Here is a 15,536-nt window from a genome sequence, read left to right on the forward strand (position 1 = left end):
CACGTGACAGCAGTCTAGTCAGCCTCCGGGATTCGCGTAGTTGCATTGGCAGCCAGCTTGATGGCCGAGCGAGTCAGTTACGTAAGGCCACCACCAGTTCTGCCAACCAGGGCTCGGCATCGGTTTCCGGGGTCACGCTCTCGCTGGCGTCCAGGCGCAGCATCGGCAGTACTTCACGAACGCCCAGCTCGCCGAACAGTTCACGCATCAGCTCACCACCGCCGCAAAAAGTATCGCCGTAGCTCGCATCGCCCAGGCCGATGACCGCACCCGGCAGACCGCGCCAGGCCGCCGGCAGCTGGTCGCGAATGGCGAAATAAAGCGGCTGCAGGTTGTCTGGCAGCTCGCCCATGCCAGTGGTCGAGGTTACTGCGAGCAAGGCTTCGGGGGCGAAAGCCTGCACATCAGCAAGCGTTGCCCGAGGGTTGTGCCAGGTGTCGAAACCGGCCTCCTTCAAAATGCCTGCCGCGTGACGAGCGACTTCTTCGGCAGAACCGTAAACCGAGCCGGAAAAAATGGCGACTTTCATCAATCTGATCCTAATGCTGAGTAATTAAGGAGGATATTACCAGCAGGCCCACAATGGTTTCTTTTAGAATGCGAAGGTCAATCAGACAGGAAAGGATTCTCAATGATCAACGCCCAGCTGCTGCAACTGGTCATCAACGCCTCCAACGACGGTATCGTGATTGCCGAGAAAGAAGGCGATCAAGACACCATCCTGATTTACGTGAACCCGGCATTTGAACGCTTGACAGGCTATTCCAGCGAGGAAGTCCTGTACCAGGATTGCCGCTTCCTGCAGTCCGGCGACCGCGACCAGGACGCACTGGCGGTCATTCGCGAGACCTTGAGCACAGGTGGCTCATGCCGGGAAACGCTGCGCAATTACCGCAAGGACGGGACGCCCTTCTGGAACGAGCTGTCGCTTTCCACGGTAAAAAGCGAAAGCGACGGTATAACGTACATCGTTGGCGTGCAGAAGGACGTCAGCGCTCAGGTCAAGGCGCGGCAGCGCATTGCCCAACTTGAGACCCAACTGGCTGAAGTCCAGGCCGAGCTTGCCGCGCTGAAAGCGACGAACGGTTAAAACAAAAAGGCGAATTAATTGTCATTAACTACAATCACCGATGACTTTGTAACTATTTCTTTCGAGTAGATCATGCAACGCGACGCGCTCCTGACGCAGGATGAGCTGGATTTCATCCAGACCATGCAACACAACCCGCAACTGAACATGCGGGATGCGACGTCGAGCCTGTTGGTAAATGGTGGTTCGCAAATCCGTGATCTGCTCACGCGCCTGGCTGCGCACGAGCAAGTCACCATCCAGGCCAATTTCGAAAATCAGCAGATGACTTTTCCATTGCACCTGGTCGAAGACGAATTCCATGCGCTGCATCTGCGCCTCGGCGTGCCCAGCATCTACGAAGACGGGCCGATGGTGAGGCCCTGGCGCCTGGTGCTTGAGGAGCCGGTAGCACTGGAAAACGCCAACGGCCAGCCAGGTACCCTGTGGGTACATGAGGTGTCGTTCAAAGGTGTTCTGCTGGAAGTGCGCAACAAGACCAAACCGCCGAAACACTTCGCCTTGTGGTTCAGCCCGTCCGGCTATGAACGGATCGCGTTGCGCGGAACATTCGAGAAAGAAACCGAAAGCGGCTTTTTTGCTTATCAGCTAAGTCAGAGCGACAAGGACGAAACCGAGCGGCTGCGTCAGTTCATCCTTCAGCAACATCGCCTGACCCACCCCTCCCTGCACCTCTGATTTAAGTATCGAGATTGCCCGCCAGAAATTGTTTCAGGCGCTGGCGCATCACCACACCTTCACTGCCCAGGCAACCGATCGACGACTCGGCCAGGCATTCTTGCGCCAGGTCAGACGCATCACCGGCCAGGAACAACTGACAATCCAGGCTCAGGGCCAGTCGATTCAGACGTCGAGGAAAGTCGGGGGCTGGCGCGTGATTAGACACCAGCACCAGTGCCTGCGGCTTGACCCGTTCGCAGACCAGGGTGAGTTCGTCAAAAGGCTGACCGATCGACAGGAACTGAATGGCCGAGTCGACATGGCTGAGGTACAGCGCCGTCACCAGTACCTCAAGCTCACGGGCCTGGTCGCCCAAGGCGCAGACAATCACCCGGCGCGGTTGCATGACGCGCATCAGTTGCATGCGCTGCAACACCCGGGAGCGCAGGAAACCGTCGAGAAATAGCCATTCGCTGGTTTGCCCGAACCCTTCATGGCGCAGCAGCAACTGTTGCCACAGCGGCATGAGGATGTCCTGAAAGACCACCGCCAGTGGATAACTCGAAAAGATCTGGCCGTAGATCTGTTCCAGCAGCACTTCATCAAAACCACTGACCGCCGCCTGCACTTGCTGCTGCCACTGGGCATAGTCGGCGAGCACCAGTTCGTCAGGGATGATGTTCGCCAGGGCCTGGAGAGGTTCGGCCTTGGCCAGTATCTTGCCGACCTTGCTGACCGCTACACCGCGCTCGATCCAGCCGAGGATGCTGCGAACTTTTTCGATATCGGCCATGGAATACAGGCGATGCCCGCTTTCGGTGCGCGTGGGCTGAAGCAGCCCATAACGGCGCTCCCAGGCACGGAGGGTCACCGGATTGATTCCGGTCAGGCGACAGACCTCCCGAATGGGAAACAGGTCTTCGCGCTCCAGCGAACGCGCTTGCAGCGTAGAAGCGGCGATGTCAGTCAATACAGGCATTTCGCGGCCCACGTCCTTGCAAGAATAGGCAGTCATCTTAGCTCTACTGCCCCCTGACCATTCAAGAAATTCATGAATGACCAAAGGCGCTGGTGAATTATCCAGAATCAGGAATAATCCTTGCTTGATTCAACGCGCAGCCCATTACCCCGGTGCTGCGCCTGGCGAATCTCCTACCCGGAGAGACGCATTTGTCTTACGGAGATACACAATGTCTACTTCCCCCGTCACGCTGATGGTTGCGCGTCGAGTCGCCGATGGGCGCTATCAGGACCTGATGGACTGGCTGCGCGAAGGCGAACAGCTGGCCACCGACTTCAAGGGTTATCTTGGCTCCGGCGTGCTTGCTCCGCCGCCCGGCGATAACGAATTCCAGATCATCTTCCGCTTCGCCGACGAGCAAACCATGCACGCCTGGGAGCATTCCGCCTCGCGTACAGCCTGGCTGGCGCGTGGCAGCGACCTGTTTGCCCACCCCAAGGAGCATCGGGTCAGCGGTATTGAAGGCTGGTTCGGCGCCGCAGGTGTACGTCCGCCGCGCTGGAAACAGGCGGTGGCTATCTGGCTGGCGTTCTTTCCGGTGTCGTTGTTGTTCAACTTTGTGCTGGAGCCGTTGCTGGGCGAGCTGAGCCTTTTGCCGCGGGTGCTGGTCAGTACGCTGTGCCTGACGCCGTTGATGGTTTATTTCTTCATTCCGCTGTCGACGAAGGTACTGGCGGGATGGCTGAGTGGTGATTCTGCTCGGCGGGTGGCGGTGAAGGCTTCTGCGCAGAATCATTGAAGCCACCACCACTCCCCTGTAGGCGCGCGCTCGCTCGCGATGGTCGCCAACGATGACGCGGGGCAACAGTGTGGCTGCCGCGACGTGCAGACCATCGCGAGCAAGCTTTGCTCCCACAGTGCTCAGGTCTCAGTACTCAGGCCTCAATCCCGGAGCCTCACAGGACGGAGGTAGATCCACCCCGGCGCTGGTATAGTTTGGCTCTTACCGCAAAGCGAGCCCGACATGACCTCTTGCGCAGCCCCAATCCTCATCACCGGCGCCGGCCAGCGAGTCGGCCTGCACTGTGCACAGCGATTGCTCGAGGAAGGTCAGCCGGTCATCTTCAGCTATCGCACCGAACGCCCCGGTGTGCAGGCCCTGCGCGATCTGGGCGCCACGGCGGTGTTCGCCGACTTCTCCAGCGAAGCCGGGATTCTCGCCTTCATCGCCGAGCTGAAAACCCACACCGACAGCCTGCGGGCCATCGTGCATAATGCCTCCGAATGGCTGGCTGAAACCCCCGACACCGACGCGCTCGCCTTCACCCGCATGTTCAATGTACACATGCTGGCGCCCTACCTGATCAACCTGCATTGTGCCGACCTGCTTGAACGCTCGAGCCCGGCAGACATCGTGCACATCAGTGACGACGTGACGCGCAAGGGCAGCAGCCGCCACATCGGCTATTGTGCGAGCAAGGCCGGGCTCGATAGCCTGACGCTGTCCTTCGCCGCGAGGTACGCGCCGACCATCAAGGTCAACGGCATTGCGCCGGCCCTGCTACTGTTCAACCCTGAAGACGACGCAGCGTACCGCGCCAAGGCCCTGGCCAAGTCCGCGCTGGGGATTGAACCCGGTAGCGAAGTGATCTATCAAAGCCTGCGCTACCTGCTCGACAACCCTTATGTCACCGGCACGACCCTGACCGTCAACGGCGGACGGCACGTCAAGTAGACGGCCCCGCGAGGATGTTCCATGACTCTAACGCTACCCCGCAACGCCCTGTCCCAGAGCTATCGCGAGATCCTCATCGGCATTGGTGAAAACCCCGACCGTGAAGGCCTGATCGATACTCCGACGCGAGCGGCCAAGGCCATGCAGTACCTCTGCCATGGCTATGAACAGAGTGTCGAGGACATCGTCAACGGCGCGCTGTTTTCCTCGGATACCGACGAGATGATCATCGTTGCCGACATCGAGCTGTACTCGTTGTGCGAACATCACCTGCTGCCCTTCATCGGCAAGGCCCATGTGGCTTATATTCCGACTGGCAAGGTGCTGGGCCTGTCGAAGATCGCGCGGCTGGTGGACATGTTCGCCCGCCGCCTGCAGATCCAGGAAAACCTCACCCGGCAAATCGCCGATGCGGTGCAATCTGTGACCGATGCCGCCGGCGTCGCAGTCGTTATCGAAGCACGGCACATGTGCATGATGATGCGCGGCGTCGAGAAACAGAATTCGACCATGAACACTTCGGTGATGCTCGGCGCCTTTCGCGAGTCGAGCAATACCCGCCAGGAGTTCCTGCAATTGATTGGACGGAGCAAGTAGCAATGCCACAACTTCAGCCAGGAATGGCACGCATACGGGTCAAGGACCTGTGTTTGCGCACCTTCATCGGAATCAACGAGGATGAGATCCTCAACAAGCAGGACGTGCTGATCAACCTGACGATCCTGTACGCGGCCCAGGAGGCGGTGCGCGACAACGACATCGATCACGCGCTGAACTACCGCACCATCACCAAGGCGATCATCGCTCACGTGGAGGGTAATCGCTTTGCCCTGCTCGAACGCCTGACCCAGGAAATCCTCGATCTGGTGATGCTCAACGAATCGGTGCTGTACGCCGAGGTCGAAGTGGACAAGCCCCACGCACTGCGCTTCGCCGAGTCAGTATCGATAACGCTTGCAGCCAGCCGCTAGCTGCAAGTTGCAGGCTTGAAGCGGTAAACTGCGAGCCAACGCCATCCACTTTTTACAGCTTGAAGCGTGCCGCCTGGAGCTGCCTCAGAGATTCCTATGACCGATCAACAACGCCTCGAACTCGAAGCCGCCGCTTTCCGCCGGCTGGTGGCGCATCTCGATAGCCGCAAGGATGTGCAAAACATCGACCTGATGAACCTCTCCGGGTTCTGCCGTAACTGCCTGTCCAAGTGGTACAAAGCCGCCGCCGATGAACGCCAGATCGACGTCAGCCTCGATGACGCCCGCGAAGTCGTGTACGGCATGCCGTACGCCGAGTGGAAAGGCCAATACCAGCAAGAAGCCAGCGCCGAGCAACAGGCGGCGTTCGCCAAAGGAAAACCCAATGAGTGACTTGAACACCCTGCGCGCCAGCCTGCAGAGCGGCGAACACGTTTTTGCCGACACCCTGGCCTTTATCGCAGCGGGCTACGACTACCAACCCCAGGCCTTCAGCAACGGCGGCGTGGACAATGCTGCCGGCCAGAACGAAGGCTCGTGCAAGACCCTGGGCCTGGCGCTGCTGGAAGGCCTGAGCGATGAAGAGGCTCTGCTGGCGTTCGGTGAACATTACCGTTCGGTGCTGGCGACGCCCGAGGGCAGCGATCATGGCAATATTCGGGCGTTGATTGCCCACGGGCTGGCGGGTGTGAAGTTCAGTGCGCAGCCTCTGACTCGTCGCTGACCTGAAATCAAAATCAAAAGATCGCAGCCTCCGGCAGCTCCTACCTTGGAACGCGTTCCAGACTGTAGGAGCTGCCGGAGGCTCGGGCCGCGTTCGGACGATCTTTTGATCTTCAAAAACATCCCGACTTTTAAGATTGACCCGGCGACTTTATTTCGTTTGCCCGCCACCACCGCTCACGGCTTAGATAAAAAGAAGCATCCCTTCTTCAGAGTCGGTCACCCATGAGCAGCGAAAGCATCAGCCGTTCGATCAACGTGGTTCATCCCGTCACCCTCAGCCATGGCAAAAATGCCGAGGTCTGGGACACCGAGGGCAAGCGCTACATCGACTTCATCGGTGGTATCGGCGTGCTCAACCTCGGTCATTGCCACCCGCGCATCGTCGAAGCCATTCGAGATCAGGCCACACGGCTGACCCATTACGCATTCAACGCCGCCCCACACCAGCCCTACATCGATTTGATGGAGCGCCTCAGCGCCTTCATCCCCGTCGACTACCCCGTCAGCGGAATGCTCACCAACAGTGGCGCAGAAGCCGCAGAAAACGCCTTGAAGATCGTCCGCGGCGCCACCGGGCGTAGCGCCGTGATTGCTTTCGACGGCGCGTTTCACGGCCGTACCCTGGCCACCCTCAACCTCAACGGTAAAGTTGCGCCCTACAAGCAAAAAGTTGGCGTGCTGCCCGGGCCTGTTTACCACTTGCCCTATCCGAGCCACGACAATGGCGTGACCTGCGCTGAAGCCCTCAAAGCCATGGACCGTCTGTTCAGCGTGGAAATCGACATTGCGGACGTCGCCTGTTTCATCTTCGAACCGGTGCAGGGCGAAGCGGGCTTTCTCGCGATGGACCCGGCGTTTGCCCAGGCGCTGCGGCGTTTGTGCGATGACAAGGGTATTGTGCTGATCGCCGACGAAATCCAGTCGGGCTTTGGCCGTACCGGCCAGCGCTTCGGATTTTCGCGCCTTGGCATCGAGCCGGACCTGATTCTGCTGGGCAAAAGCATCGCCGGCGGAGTGCCACTGGGAGCGGTGGTCGGGCGCAAAGCGCTGCTGGACGTGCTGCCCAAGGGCGGGCTGGGTGGCACCTATTCCGGCAACCCAATTGCCTGCGCGGCTGCGCTGGCGACCCTTGACGAAATGACCGACGCCCGGCTGCACAGCTGGGGGGCGCAGCAGGAAGAAGCCATCGTCAGCCGCTATCAGTCCTGGCACACCCGCCAGCTGTCGCCCTTCCTCGGGCGCCTGACCGGTGTCGGCGCCATGCGCGGCATCGAGCTGACTCATCCTGACGGCAGTCCGGCTGCAGCGCAGCTCACCCAATTGCTGGCCCTGGCGCGTGATGCCGGCTTGTTGCTGATGCCCAGTGGCAAGTCGCGCCACATCATCAGGCTGCTGGCGCCATTGACTACCGAGGCCGCCGTGCTGGAGGAAGGCCTCGACATCCTCGAGTCCTGCCTGGCACTACTGACCTGATGGCAAAATGAGCTCAGGGACTGACGTAGCGAATTATGGTCGCTTGCAGTCCCTGAATGTGCGTCGCAATACTCATTGAACACACCCGATTTCGAATGGTGGGAGCCGGCTTGCCGGCTCCCAAAGTTCAAATCCTGACCAACCTCATCTTATCAGCGAGATCATCACCATCTAAACGCCGAGGCATGCATGTATCACGACAATATAATTTATAAGAAGAAGTCCAACGATCCTCAATTCCTGCTCGGCGTAGCCGTTGTACTGTTCCTCGGCGCCTACCTGATGAACCTGGGCAACAGCGCCCTCGGTAACTTTCTGCATCCACTGCTGGGCAATGCCCCCGACAGCCTGACTACCCGCAACATCGCCATCGGCCTGGCCATCGCCGCGCTGGGGACGCTGAACTTCCACATCCTCGGACGCCTGAAGTTCAAGGTGCAGACCACAGTGGTCTGGATTGAACTTCTTATCCTGTTCCTCGCGTTCTTCGACACCTTCGACCTGTCCTACAGCTTCATCCTCGACAAGGTCGGTTTCCTGATCGTCCAGGGCGCTGCCACCACGCTGTACATCTCGGCGGTGGCGATCGTGATTGCCTTCGTGCTGGCGTTGATCGGCGCGGTCGCCAAGCTGTCGAACAACGGCCTGGCCAACGCCCTCGCCTCGTTCTACACCTCGTTCTTTCGCGGCGTGCCGTTGCTGATCCAGATCTACCTGATCTACCTCGGCCTGCCGCAGCTGGGGTATGTGGTCGACGCAGTCCCGGCGGGCATCCTCGCCTTGTCGCTGTGCTACGGCGCGTACATGACCGAGATTTTCCGCGCCGGCATCCAGAGCATTCCGGTGGGTCAGTGGGAAGCCTCCCGGGCGTTGAATATCAGCCCGTTCAAGACCTTGAGCCGGGTGATCATGCCCCAGGCGCTGCGCGTGATTATCCCGCCCACCGGCAACCAGTTCATCGCCATGCTCAAGGACAGCTCCCTGGTTTCGGTGATCGGCGTGTGGGAGTTGATGTACCTGGCCAAGACCCAGGGCCGGGCTGACTTCCGCCACCTGGAAATGCTGATCACCGCCGCGATGATCTACTGGGCGCTGTCGTTCATTCTCGAGCGGGTGCAGGCGCGAATCGAAAAACGGGTCAACCGATCCACGGCAAGAGGTTGATGGCTGATGACTCTCACCAGTACCGCAGAACGTCTCGACCTGGCCCCTGCTGCGCCAGCCAATCCCCCGATGATTTCCATCACCGGCCTGAACAAGTGGTACGGCAATTTTCATGCGCTACGCGATGTCGACCTGACCGTCGCCACCGGTGAAATCCTGGTGGTGTGCGGGCCCTCGGGCTCGGGCAAGTCGACGATGATTCGCTGCATCAACCATCTGGAGAATTTCCAGAAAGGCCAGATCAAGGTCAACGGCATCGTCCTCACCAGCGAGGCAGAAAGTGTCAGCGCCGTGCGCAGTGAAATCGGCATGGTGTTCCAGAGCTTCAACCTGTTCCCGCACCTCAGCGTGATGGACAACCTGACCCTGGCGCCGCAACTGGTGCAAGGCGTGTCGGCTGGCGAAGCGAAGAAGCGTGCGCAGGTTTACCTGGAGCGGGTGCGCATTGCCGAGCATGCCGACAAATATCCGTCGCAATTATCCGGCGGCCAGCAGCAGCGAGTGGCGATTGCCCGGGCGCTGTGCATGAATCCCAAAGTGATGCTGTTCGATGAACCGACCTCGGCCCTGGACCCGGAAATGGTCCATGAAGTACTGGACGTGATGGGCGAATTGGCTACCGACGGCATGACCATGATCTGCGTCACCCATGAAATGGGCTTTGCCAGCAAGGTCGCCGACCGCGTGCTGTTCATGGATCAGGGGCAGGTGATCGAACAGGCCACCCCGGCCGAATTTTTCAATAACCCGCAGACCGAACGTGCGCAGAAGTTCCTCTCGCAGATTATCGGTCACTGAACACCGCTTCGCCCGCCATAACAATAACGAGACATGGAGATGGACATGGTCAGAAGTAAACGCGTACTCACCCTCGCCGCCGCAATGTCGCTGTTGTTTGTCGGCGCCGCCAATGCCGGCGCGGTGCTGGACAAGATCCAGAGCAGCAAGACGATGACCGTTGCCACGTCGGCCACCTGGCCGCCACAAGGCTTCATCAACGACAAGAATGAAATCGATGGCTTCGATATCGATGTTTCGAAAGAAATCGCCAAGCGCCTGGGCGTCGAGGTCAAGTTCATCACGCCCGATTGGGACGTGATCACCGCCGGCAAGTGGAACGGACGCTGGGACATGTCCGTGGGCTCGATGACGGCAACCAAAAGCCGCGCGCGCATCCTCGACTTCCCGGGCACTTATTACTACGTGCCTTATGTCTTTGCCGTGCATGACAAGTCCACGGTCACGGACCACAAAGCCTTGAACGGCAAGACCATCGGCGTTGAAGGGGGCACCACTTCCGAGGACTTCCTCAACCAGGCATTGGCCATCGAAACCAGCGATGTGCCGCCCGTGGTGTACGACGTCAAGACCGAAAAAATGAAAACCTACGCCGGTTCCGTCGGGCCGCTGGACGACCTGCGCCTGGGCGATGGCGCTCGCCTGGACGCCATCCTTACCCAGCGCAGCACCCTGGATGCGGCGGTCAAAAAAGGCTACCCGCTACGCGCCGTGGACAACGTCGTCGCTTTCTATGAACCGCTGGCCGTGGCTACCGACAAAGGTGATCCGGAGTTGAAGGCCAAGCTGGGCACCATCATCGACGAAATGCACAAGGACGGCACGCTGACGAAATTGTCGACCAAGTGGTACGGCGTCGATTACTCGACCGTCAAGTAACCCGCTTCCCTTGTAGGAGCGAGCTCGCTCGCGATGGGCGTCAACGATAACGCGGGCAGCCTGAATGAACGCGGTGTCCATGGTTTCTCGCGAGCAAGCGCGCTCCTGCAGGGTTGAATGTGTGCGTGCATGTGCAGTCAACTATTTTCAAGGATCGACCCATGTCCTTCCCCAACACCTGGTACTCCCAAACCTCGCTGCCCCGCGCGGCCAGGCCTGAACTCAATACCGATGAAAACTGTGACGTGTGCATCATTGGTGCCGGCATCGCCGGCCTCACCGCGGCCCTGGAACTGACCCGACGCGGCAAAAGGGTGATCGTGCTGGAAGCCCATCAGGTGGCCTGGGGCGCGTCCGGACGCAATGGCGGCGTGGTCTCGCCGGGCTGGGCTGAAGGCTCGGGGGCCATTCGCAAGAAGCTAGGCCTGGATCAGGCCAGGGCACTGTTCCAGATGTCAGTCGAAGGCGTACAGATCGTGCGCAACAATATCGCCGAATTGGCGCTGGGCGGTTGCGAGCCGTCCGCCGGCACGATCCGGGTCAAGCGCTACGACGACGGCGCTGGCGTCAAGTCTCACATCGAGACGATGCGCCGCGACTTCGGCTACGAACTCAATTACCTAAACACCGCGCAGGTTCGAGAACGGGCTCACACCCAACGCTACTTCCAGGGCGTAGAAGACCCGAACGCCCTGCATTTTCACCCGCTCAATTACTGCCTGGGCCTGGCCTTGGCGATTGAAGCGGCGGGCGGCAAGGTTCACGAACACTCGAAAATGCTGGCCTGGCATCACGAAGGTGCGGACAAGTTGATCCGCACGGCTCGCGGCAGCGTACGCTGCCAGCACCTGGTGTTCTGCGCGGGCGGCTACGGTGGCCCGGAGCTGCAGAAGCTCAGTCGCGCCTACCTGCCTATTGCCACTTACGTGGTGCTGACCGAGCACCTGGGCGATTCGATCAAATCGGTGCTCGATTCCGGCGCGGCGTTTTCCGATGACCGTCGAGCTTCGGATTATTATCGGGTAGTGGAAGGCGATCGCCTGCTCTGGGGCGGACGCATCACCACCCGTAACGAACAGAATGAGCAAGCCCTGGCCGCCATGCTCAAGGCAGACATGGTCTCGGTCTACCCACAGCTGGCCCCCGTGAAAATCGAACTGGCCTGGTCCGGGCTGATGGGCTATTCAACCAACAAGATGCCCAACCTCGGGTGGCTGGAACCGGGTGTCTGGGCCTGTACTTCATTTGGTGGGCACGGGTTGAATACCGGTTCGATTGGGGGCCGCGTCATCGCTGAAGCGGTGTGCGGGGAAAGCCGGCGGTATGAGCAGTTCAAACCCTACTTGCTGGACTGGAACGGCGGGCCGTTTGGGCGGGTCGCGGCGAATGCGATTTATCAGTCGTTGAAGGTGATGGATTTCGTGCAGGAACGAATCAAGGGTTGAATTTGTAACGGATCTGCCTGTGGGAGCGAGCCTGCTCGCGATGGACGTCAACGATGCTGTGGGCTTCCTGGATAAACGGGTCGCATGGAGGTTTTTCGCGAGCAAGCTCGCTCCTACAGTTGAGTGTTGACAGGATTCACGGACAAAAAAACCGGCCGAAGCCGGTTTTTTCATTTCAACGCTCTCAGAACTTGGCGTTCTGCAGGTCGTCCAGGTAGCGCTCGGCATCCAGTGCAGCCATGCAGCCGGCACCGGCGGAGGTGATGGCCTGGCGGTAGACGTGGTCGGCCACGTCGCCAGCCGCGAAGATACCTTCGAGGTTGGTCGCGGTAGCGTTGCCTTCACGGCCGCCCTGCACAACCAGGTAACCATCTTTCATGGTCAACTTGCCTTCGAACAGCGAAGTGTTCGGCGTATGGCCGATAGCGATGAACACGCCGTCGACTTTCAGTTCATCGAAGCTGCCGTCGTTGTTCTTCAGGCGCGCACCGGTCACGCCCATGTTGTCGCCCAGCACTTCGTCGAGCGTCGAGTTCAGCTTCAGCACGATCTTGCCTTCGGCAACGCGGGCGTTCAGCTTGTCGATCAGGATCTTCTCGGCGCGGAAGGTTTCGCGACGGTGGACCAGGGTCACTGTGCTGGCGATGTTGGCCAGGTACAGCGCTTCTTCCACCGCGGTGTTGCCACCGCCCACTACCGCCACTGGCTTGTTGCGGTAGAAGAAACCGTCGCAGGTAGCGCAGGCCGAAACGCCCTTGCCCATGAACGCTTCTTCCGATGGCAGGCCCAGGTAACGAGCGCTGGCGCCAGTGGCGATGATCAGGGCGTCGCAGGTGTAAGTCCCGCTGTCGCCGGTCAGGCTGTAAGGCTTGGAAGCAAAGTCCACGGCATTGATGTGATCGAAGACGATCTCGGTCTCGAAGCGCTCGGCGTGTTCTTTCATCCGCTCCATCAACGCCGGGCCGGTCAGGCCGTGGACATCGCCCGGCCAGTTGTCGACTTCGGTGGTGGTGGTCAGCTGACCGCCAGCCTGCATGCCGGTGATCAGCAGTGGCTTGAGGTTGGCACGTGCGGCATAGACCGCTGCGCTGTAACCGGCAGGGCCGGAACCAAGAATAATCACTCGCGAATGACGGACTTCAGACATGACCTGCTCCTGTTGACCGGCCCAAACAACTGGCGCGGAACGCCGGGTTGCCGGCGGGAATTAAAAAGGACCGTTGAAAGCACTTGGGGAAGGCTTGGGCTCGACAGTCCTGTAAAAAGAATGGGTGCAGCTTATCGAGGGGGCGAAGATTAAGGAAATACGCAATAACAATCCAGCTCATAGGTGGTCTCTATCCGGTACCGCGACTGTATAGACTAATTTGTTAAAGCTGATGTCGACGCTGCCACGGCGCTTTCGCCACCCGGGCAAAGCCGGTAAGGTCGGCGCGTTTCCCCTAGCTCGGAGCCCCTTATGCCCGCCCCCGTTCTCTCTGGCCCGCAATACCTGCGTGAAGGCCTCAAGCTGGTCCTGAGCCCCGGCCTGCGTTTGTTCGTGCTGTTGCCGCTGATGATCAACTTGATACTGTTCGTCGGATTGATCTACCTGGCCAGCCATCAGTTCAGCCTGTGGGTTGATACGCTGATGCCGTCCCTACCCGAGTGGCTGAGTTTTCTCAGTTACATCCTGTGGCCGATTTTTGTCGTGCTGGTGGTGTTAATGGTGTTTTTCACCTTCACCATGCTGGCCAATATCATCGCGGCCCCCTTCAATGGCTTCCTCGCGGAAAAAGTTGAAGTGGTGGTGCGCGGCACCGACGACTTCCCCGCTTTCAGCTGGGGTGAGCTGATCGCCATGATCCCGCGCACCCTGGCCCGGGAAATGCGCAAGCTTGGCTACTTCCTGCCCCGGGCGCTTGGGCTGTTCATCCTGTCGTTCATCCCGGTGGTCAACATCATCGCCGCGCCGCTGTGGCTGCTGTTCGGGGTGTGGATGATGGCGATCCAGTACATCGACTACCCGGCGGATAACCACAAGCTGGGCTGGAACGAGATGCTTGCCTGGCTGCGCGAAAAGCGCTGGCAGAGCATGAGTTTTGGCGGGAGCGTTTACCTGGTGCTGCTGATTCCGGTGGTCAATATCCTGATGATGCCGGCGGCCGTCGCGGGCGCAACGTTGTTCTGGGTGCGTGAACGTGGCGCGGAAAACCTGGTGACCCAGCGCTGACTGTTCACAAATCCATCATTTCTCCGTCACACCGACGACATGGCCCCAGCCGACACTGGGGTCATGACGACAGCTCTGCATATCACCCTGATCACCGAAACCTTCCCTCCCGAAATCAACGGCGTGGCCAACACCCTTGGCCGTTTGTGCGACGGCTTGCGCGCGCGCGGGCATCGCGTGGAGCTGGTGCGGCCGCGCCAGAATGGCGACCAGCAAATGGTTGGCGACGATGAGTTGCTGCTGTGCCGGGGCTGGCCGCTACCGGGTTATCCAGGGTTGCAGTGGGGGCAGTCGTCGATGCACAAGTTGCTGCGGCGCTGGCAGCACCATCGCCCGGATGTGCTCTACATCGCTACGGAAGGACCGCTGGGGTTGTCCGCGCTGCGCGCTGCACGCCGCCTGGGCATTGCGGTGGTCAGCGGGTTTCACACCAATTTCCAGCAGTACTCCAGCCAGTATGGCTTCGGCCTGCTGACCCGCCTGCTGACTCACTACCTGCGCTGGTTTCACAACCGTTCGAGCCTGACGCTGGTGCCCAGTGTGAGTCAGCGCATGGAGCTGGAGCGTCGGCATTTCGAGCGGTTGGCGTTGCTGTCCCGCGGGGTCGACAGCCAGTTGTTTCATCCGACCCGGCGTTTGCCGGCGCTGCGTGAACAGTGGGGCCTGGCCGAGCGCGACATCGCGGTGATCCATGTCGGTCGCCTGGCGCCGGAGAAAAACCTGGGCCTGCTCAAGCGGTGTTTCGATACGTTGAAGGCGAGTTATCCACAGAAGAATCTGAAACTGATCGTGATCGGTGACGGCCCGCAACGGGCTGCGCTCGAAAAGGAACTGCCACATGCGATCTTCTGCGGTGCCCAGCGTGGGGAAGTCCTGGCCAGTCACTATGCATCGGGGGATGTGTTTCTGTTTCCGAGCATGACCGAGACCTTCGGCAATGTAGTGCTTGAGGCGCTGGCTTCGGGCCTGGGCGTGGTGGCGTACGATCAAGCTGCAGCGGCCCAGCATATTCGTCATGGCTACAACGGGGTGCTGGCGATGCCTGGGGATGAAGATGCGTTTTGCGATGCGGCGGCATGGTTGCTGGAGGAGCGCGAGACGTTGCGCTGCGTGCGTCTGAACGCCAGGCAGCATGCCAGTCGCCAGGGCTGGCCGGCGATTATCGAGCAGTTTGAGGGGCAGTTGCGGGGGGCTTGTGAGGGGGAGCACGTGGTGCCAAATGCACCAACCTCACCCTGAGCCCAGGGTGACATTGAGTCAGTCATCGCCAGCAGGCTGGCTCCCACAAGGGGTCTGCGGTGTACTCAAAACCTGTTAAAGCCAGTCTGCTGGTTCACAGGGATCTGCGGTGTACACAAAACCTGTTAAAGCCAGCCTTCTGGTTCACAGGGGTCTGCGGTGTACACAAAACCTGTGGGAGCC

At 59.8% G+C, this 15,536-nt stretch carries 18 protein-coding genes; 15 read left to right on the forward strand and 3 right to left on the reverse strand.

Annotation, left to right across the window (positions count from 1 at the left end; all coding sequences use genetic code 11):
• Positions 1–73 precede the first annotated feature (73 nt).
• Positions 74–529 carry a flavodoxin gene (locus UB23_RS22090; RefSeq protein ID WP_045061414.1) on the reverse strand — a complete coding sequence of 152 codons (456 nt, stop codon included), beginning with the start codon at positions 527–529 and terminating at the stop codon, positions 74–76.
• Between the two features lie 102 nt (positions 530–631).
• On the opposite strand from UB23_RS22090, the gene UB23_RS22095 reads away from it, so the two are divergent.
• A complete protein-coding gene (locus tag UB23_RS22095; RefSeq protein WP_045061415.1) occupies positions 632–1,090 on the forward strand; it encodes a PAS domain-containing protein in 459 nt (152 codons plus the stop codon).
• Positions 1,091–1,162: 72 nt separating this feature from the next.
• Positions 1,163–1,768, forward strand: coding sequence for a hypothetical protein (locus tag UB23_RS22100; protein WP_045061416.1), 606 nt, complete (start codon positions 1,163–1,165; stop codon positions 1,766–1,768).
• Between the two features lies 1 nt (position 1,769).
• On the opposite strand, the gene UB23_RS22105 is transcribed toward UB23_RS22100, so the two are convergent.
• Complete coding sequence (locus tag UB23_RS22105) at positions 1,770–2,729, reverse strand: MerR family transcriptional regulator (protein ID WP_152644312.1); 960 nt, start codon at positions 2,727–2,729, stop codon at positions 1,770–1,772.
• Positions 2,730–2,940: 211 nt separating this feature from the next.
• Here UB23_RS22105 and UB23_RS22110 point away from each other — a divergent pair, with 211 nt between their 5' ends.
• The 11 genes from UB23_RS22110 to UB23_RS22160 all read left to right on the forward strand — a co-directional run bounded on the left by UB23_RS22110 (position 2,941) and on the right by UB23_RS22160 (position 11,902).
• Positions 2,941–3,510 carry an antibiotic biosynthesis monooxygenase gene (locus UB23_RS22110; protein ID WP_045061418.1) on the forward strand — a complete coding sequence of 190 codons (570 nt, stop codon included), beginning with the start codon at positions 2,941–2,943 and terminating at the stop codon, positions 3,508–3,510.
• 225 nt (positions 3,511–3,735) lie between these two features.
• Positions 3,736–4,446 carry a dihydromonapterin reductase gene (gene folM / locus UB23_RS22115; protein ID WP_045061419.1) on the forward strand — a complete coding sequence of 237 codons (711 nt, stop codon included), beginning with the start codon at positions 3,736–3,738 and terminating at the stop codon, positions 4,444–4,446.
• A 21-nt stretch (positions 4,447–4,467) separates the two neighbouring features.
• Positions 4,468–5,043 (forward strand): GTP cyclohydrolase I FolE, encoded by a 576-nt coding sequence (gene folE, locus UB23_RS22120; RefSeq protein WP_045061420.1) that lies wholly within the window; start codon positions 4,468–4,470, stop codon positions 5,041–5,043.
• 2 nt (positions 5,044–5,045) lie between these two features.
• The gene (gene folX / locus UB23_RS22125) at positions 5,046–5,417 is read left to right on the forward strand and encodes a dihydroneopterin triphosphate 2'-epimerase (protein ID WP_045061421.1); all 372 of its coding nucleotides are present in this window, start codon (positions 5,046–5,048) and stop codon (positions 5,415–5,417) included.
• Positions 5,418–5,513: 96 nt separating this feature from the next.
• Complete coding sequence (locus UB23_RS22130) at positions 5,514–5,810, forward strand: DUF1244 domain-containing protein (RefSeq protein WP_045061422.1); 297 nt, start codon at positions 5,514–5,516, stop codon at positions 5,808–5,810.
• Complete coding sequence (locus tag UB23_RS22135; RefSeq protein WP_045061423.1) at positions 5,803–6,141, forward strand: HopJ type III effector protein; 339 nt, start codon at positions 5,803–5,805, stop codon at positions 6,139–6,141. Before UB23_RS22130 ends, UB23_RS22135 begins: the two co-directional genes overlap by 8 nt.
• A 224-nt stretch (positions 6,142–6,365) precedes the next feature.
• Positions 6,366–7,616 (forward strand): 2-aminoadipate transaminase, encoded by a 1,251-nt coding sequence (locus tag UB23_RS22140; protein ID WP_045061424.1) that lies wholly within the window; start codon positions 6,366–6,368, stop codon positions 7,614–7,616.
• Positions 7,617–7,805: 189 nt separating this feature from the next.
• Positions 7,806–8,780 (forward strand): amino acid ABC transporter permease, encoded by a 975-nt coding sequence (locus UB23_RS22145; RefSeq protein ID WP_045061425.1) that lies wholly within the window; start codon positions 7,806–7,808, stop codon positions 8,778–8,780.
• A gap of 6 nt (positions 8,781–8,786) precedes the next feature.
• Positions 8,787–9,578 carry an amino acid ABC transporter ATP-binding protein gene (locus UB23_RS22150; protein WP_045061426.1) on the forward strand — a complete coding sequence of 264 codons (792 nt, stop codon included), beginning with the start codon at positions 8,787–8,789 and terminating at the stop codon, positions 9,576–9,578.
• Positions 9,579–9,623: 45 nt separating this feature from the next.
• Positions 9,624–10,457, forward strand: a complete 834-nt coding sequence (locus tag UB23_RS22155) for a transporter substrate-binding domain-containing protein (RefSeq protein WP_082069232.1) — start codon at positions 9,624–9,626, stop codon at positions 10,455–10,457.
• Positions 10,458–10,618: 161 nt separating this feature from the next.
• Positions 10,619–11,902 (forward strand): NAD(P)/FAD-dependent oxidoreductase, encoded by a 1,284-nt coding sequence (locus UB23_RS22160; protein WP_045061428.1) that lies wholly within the window; start codon positions 10,619–10,621, stop codon positions 11,900–11,902.
• A gap of 184 nt (positions 11,903–12,086) precedes the next feature.
• Here the strand turns inward: UB23_RS22160 and trxB are convergent, their stop codons facing one another.
• Positions 12,087–13,049, reverse strand: a complete 963-nt coding sequence (gene trxB / locus UB23_RS22165; protein ID WP_045061429.1) for a thioredoxin-disulfide reductase — start codon at positions 13,047–13,049, stop codon at positions 12,087–12,089.
• A gap of 312 nt (positions 13,050–13,361) precedes the next feature.
• On the opposite strand from trxB, the gene cysZ reads away from it, so the two are divergent.
• Positions 13,362–14,114: a sulfate transporter CysZ gene (cysZ, locus tag UB23_RS22170; protein ID WP_045061430.1), complete on the forward strand. Its 753-nt coding sequence runs from the start codon at positions 13,362–13,364 to the stop codon at positions 14,112–14,114.
• Positions 14,115–14,153: 39 nt separating this feature from the next.
• Positions 14,154–15,353 (forward strand): glycosyltransferase family 4 protein, encoded by a 1,200-nt coding sequence (locus UB23_RS22175; protein WP_045061431.1) that lies wholly within the window; start codon positions 14,154–14,156, stop codon positions 15,351–15,353.
• Positions 15,354–15,536 lie beyond the last annotated feature (183 nt).

Origin of the sequence: Pseudomonas sp. ES3-33, assembly GCF_000952175.1 — a bacterium.
Taxonomy (GTDB): Bacteria; Pseudomonadota; Gammaproteobacteria; order Pseudomonadales; family Pseudomonadaceae; genus Aquipseudomonas; species Aquipseudomonas gregormendelii.

Coding starts and splice junctions, on each gene's coding strand:
- UB23_RS22140 (WP_045061424.1), top strand. CDS start 6,366: ATGAGCAGCGAAAGCATCAGCCGTTCGATCAACGTGGTTCATCCCGTC.
- folE (WP_045061420.1), top strand. CDS start 4,468: ATGACTCTAACGCTACCCCGCAACGCCCTGTCCCAGAGCTATCGCGAG.
- UB23_RS22155 (WP_082069232.1), top strand. CDS start 9,624: ATGGTCAGAAGTAAACGCGTACTCACCCTCGCCGCCGCAATGTCGCTG.
- UB23_RS22145 (WP_045061425.1), top strand. CDS start 7,806: ATGTATCACGACAATATAATTTATAAGAAGAAGTCCAACGATCCTCAA.
- UB23_RS22095 (WP_045061415.1), top strand. CDS start 632: ATGATCAACGCCCAGCTGCTGCAACTGGTCATCAACGCCTCCAACGAC.
- UB23_RS22090 (WP_045061414.1), bottom strand. CDS start 529: ATGAAAGTCGCCATTTTTTCCGGCTCGGTTTACGGTTCTGCCGAAGAA.
- UB23_RS22135 (WP_045061423.1), top strand. CDS start 5,803: ATGAGTGACTTGAACACCCTGCGCGCCAGCCTGCAGAGCGGCGAACAC.
- UB23_RS22150 (WP_045061426.1), top strand. CDS start 8,787: ATGACTCTCACCAGTACCGCAGAACGTCTCGACCTGGCCCCTGCTGCG.
- UB23_RS22105 (WP_152644312.1), bottom strand. CDS start 2,729: ATGCCTGTATTGACTGACATCGCCGCTTCTACGCTGCAAGCGCGTTCG.
- folX (WP_045061421.1), top strand. CDS start 5,046: ATGCCACAACTTCAGCCAGGAATGGCACGCATACGGGTCAAGGACCTG.
- UB23_RS22130 (WP_045061422.1), top strand. CDS start 5,514: ATGACCGATCAACAACGCCTCGAACTCGAAGCCGCCGCTTTCCGCCGG.
- UB23_RS22160 (WP_045061428.1), top strand. CDS start 10,619: ATGTCCTTCCCCAACACCTGGTACTCCCAAACCTCGCTGCCCCGCGCG.
- UB23_RS22100 (WP_045061416.1), top strand. CDS start 1,163: ATGCAACGCGACGCGCTCCTGACGCAGGATGAGCTGGATTTCATCCAG.
- UB23_RS22175 (WP_045061431.1), top strand. CDS start 14,154: ATGGCCCCAGCCGACACTGGGGTCATGACGACAGCTCTGCATATCACC.
- cysZ (WP_045061430.1), top strand. CDS start 13,362: ATGCCCGCCCCCGTTCTCTCTGGCCCGCAATACCTGCGTGAAGGCCTC.
- trxB (WP_045061429.1), bottom strand. CDS start 13,049: ATGTCTGAAGTCCGTCATTCGCGAGTGATTATTCTTGGTTCCGGCCCT.
- UB23_RS22110 (WP_045061418.1), top strand. CDS start 2,941: ATGTCTACTTCCCCCGTCACGCTGATGGTTGCGCGTCGAGTCGCCGAT.
- folM (WP_045061419.1), top strand. CDS start 3,736: ATGACCTCTTGCGCAGCCCCAATCCTCATCACCGGCGCCGGCCAGCGA.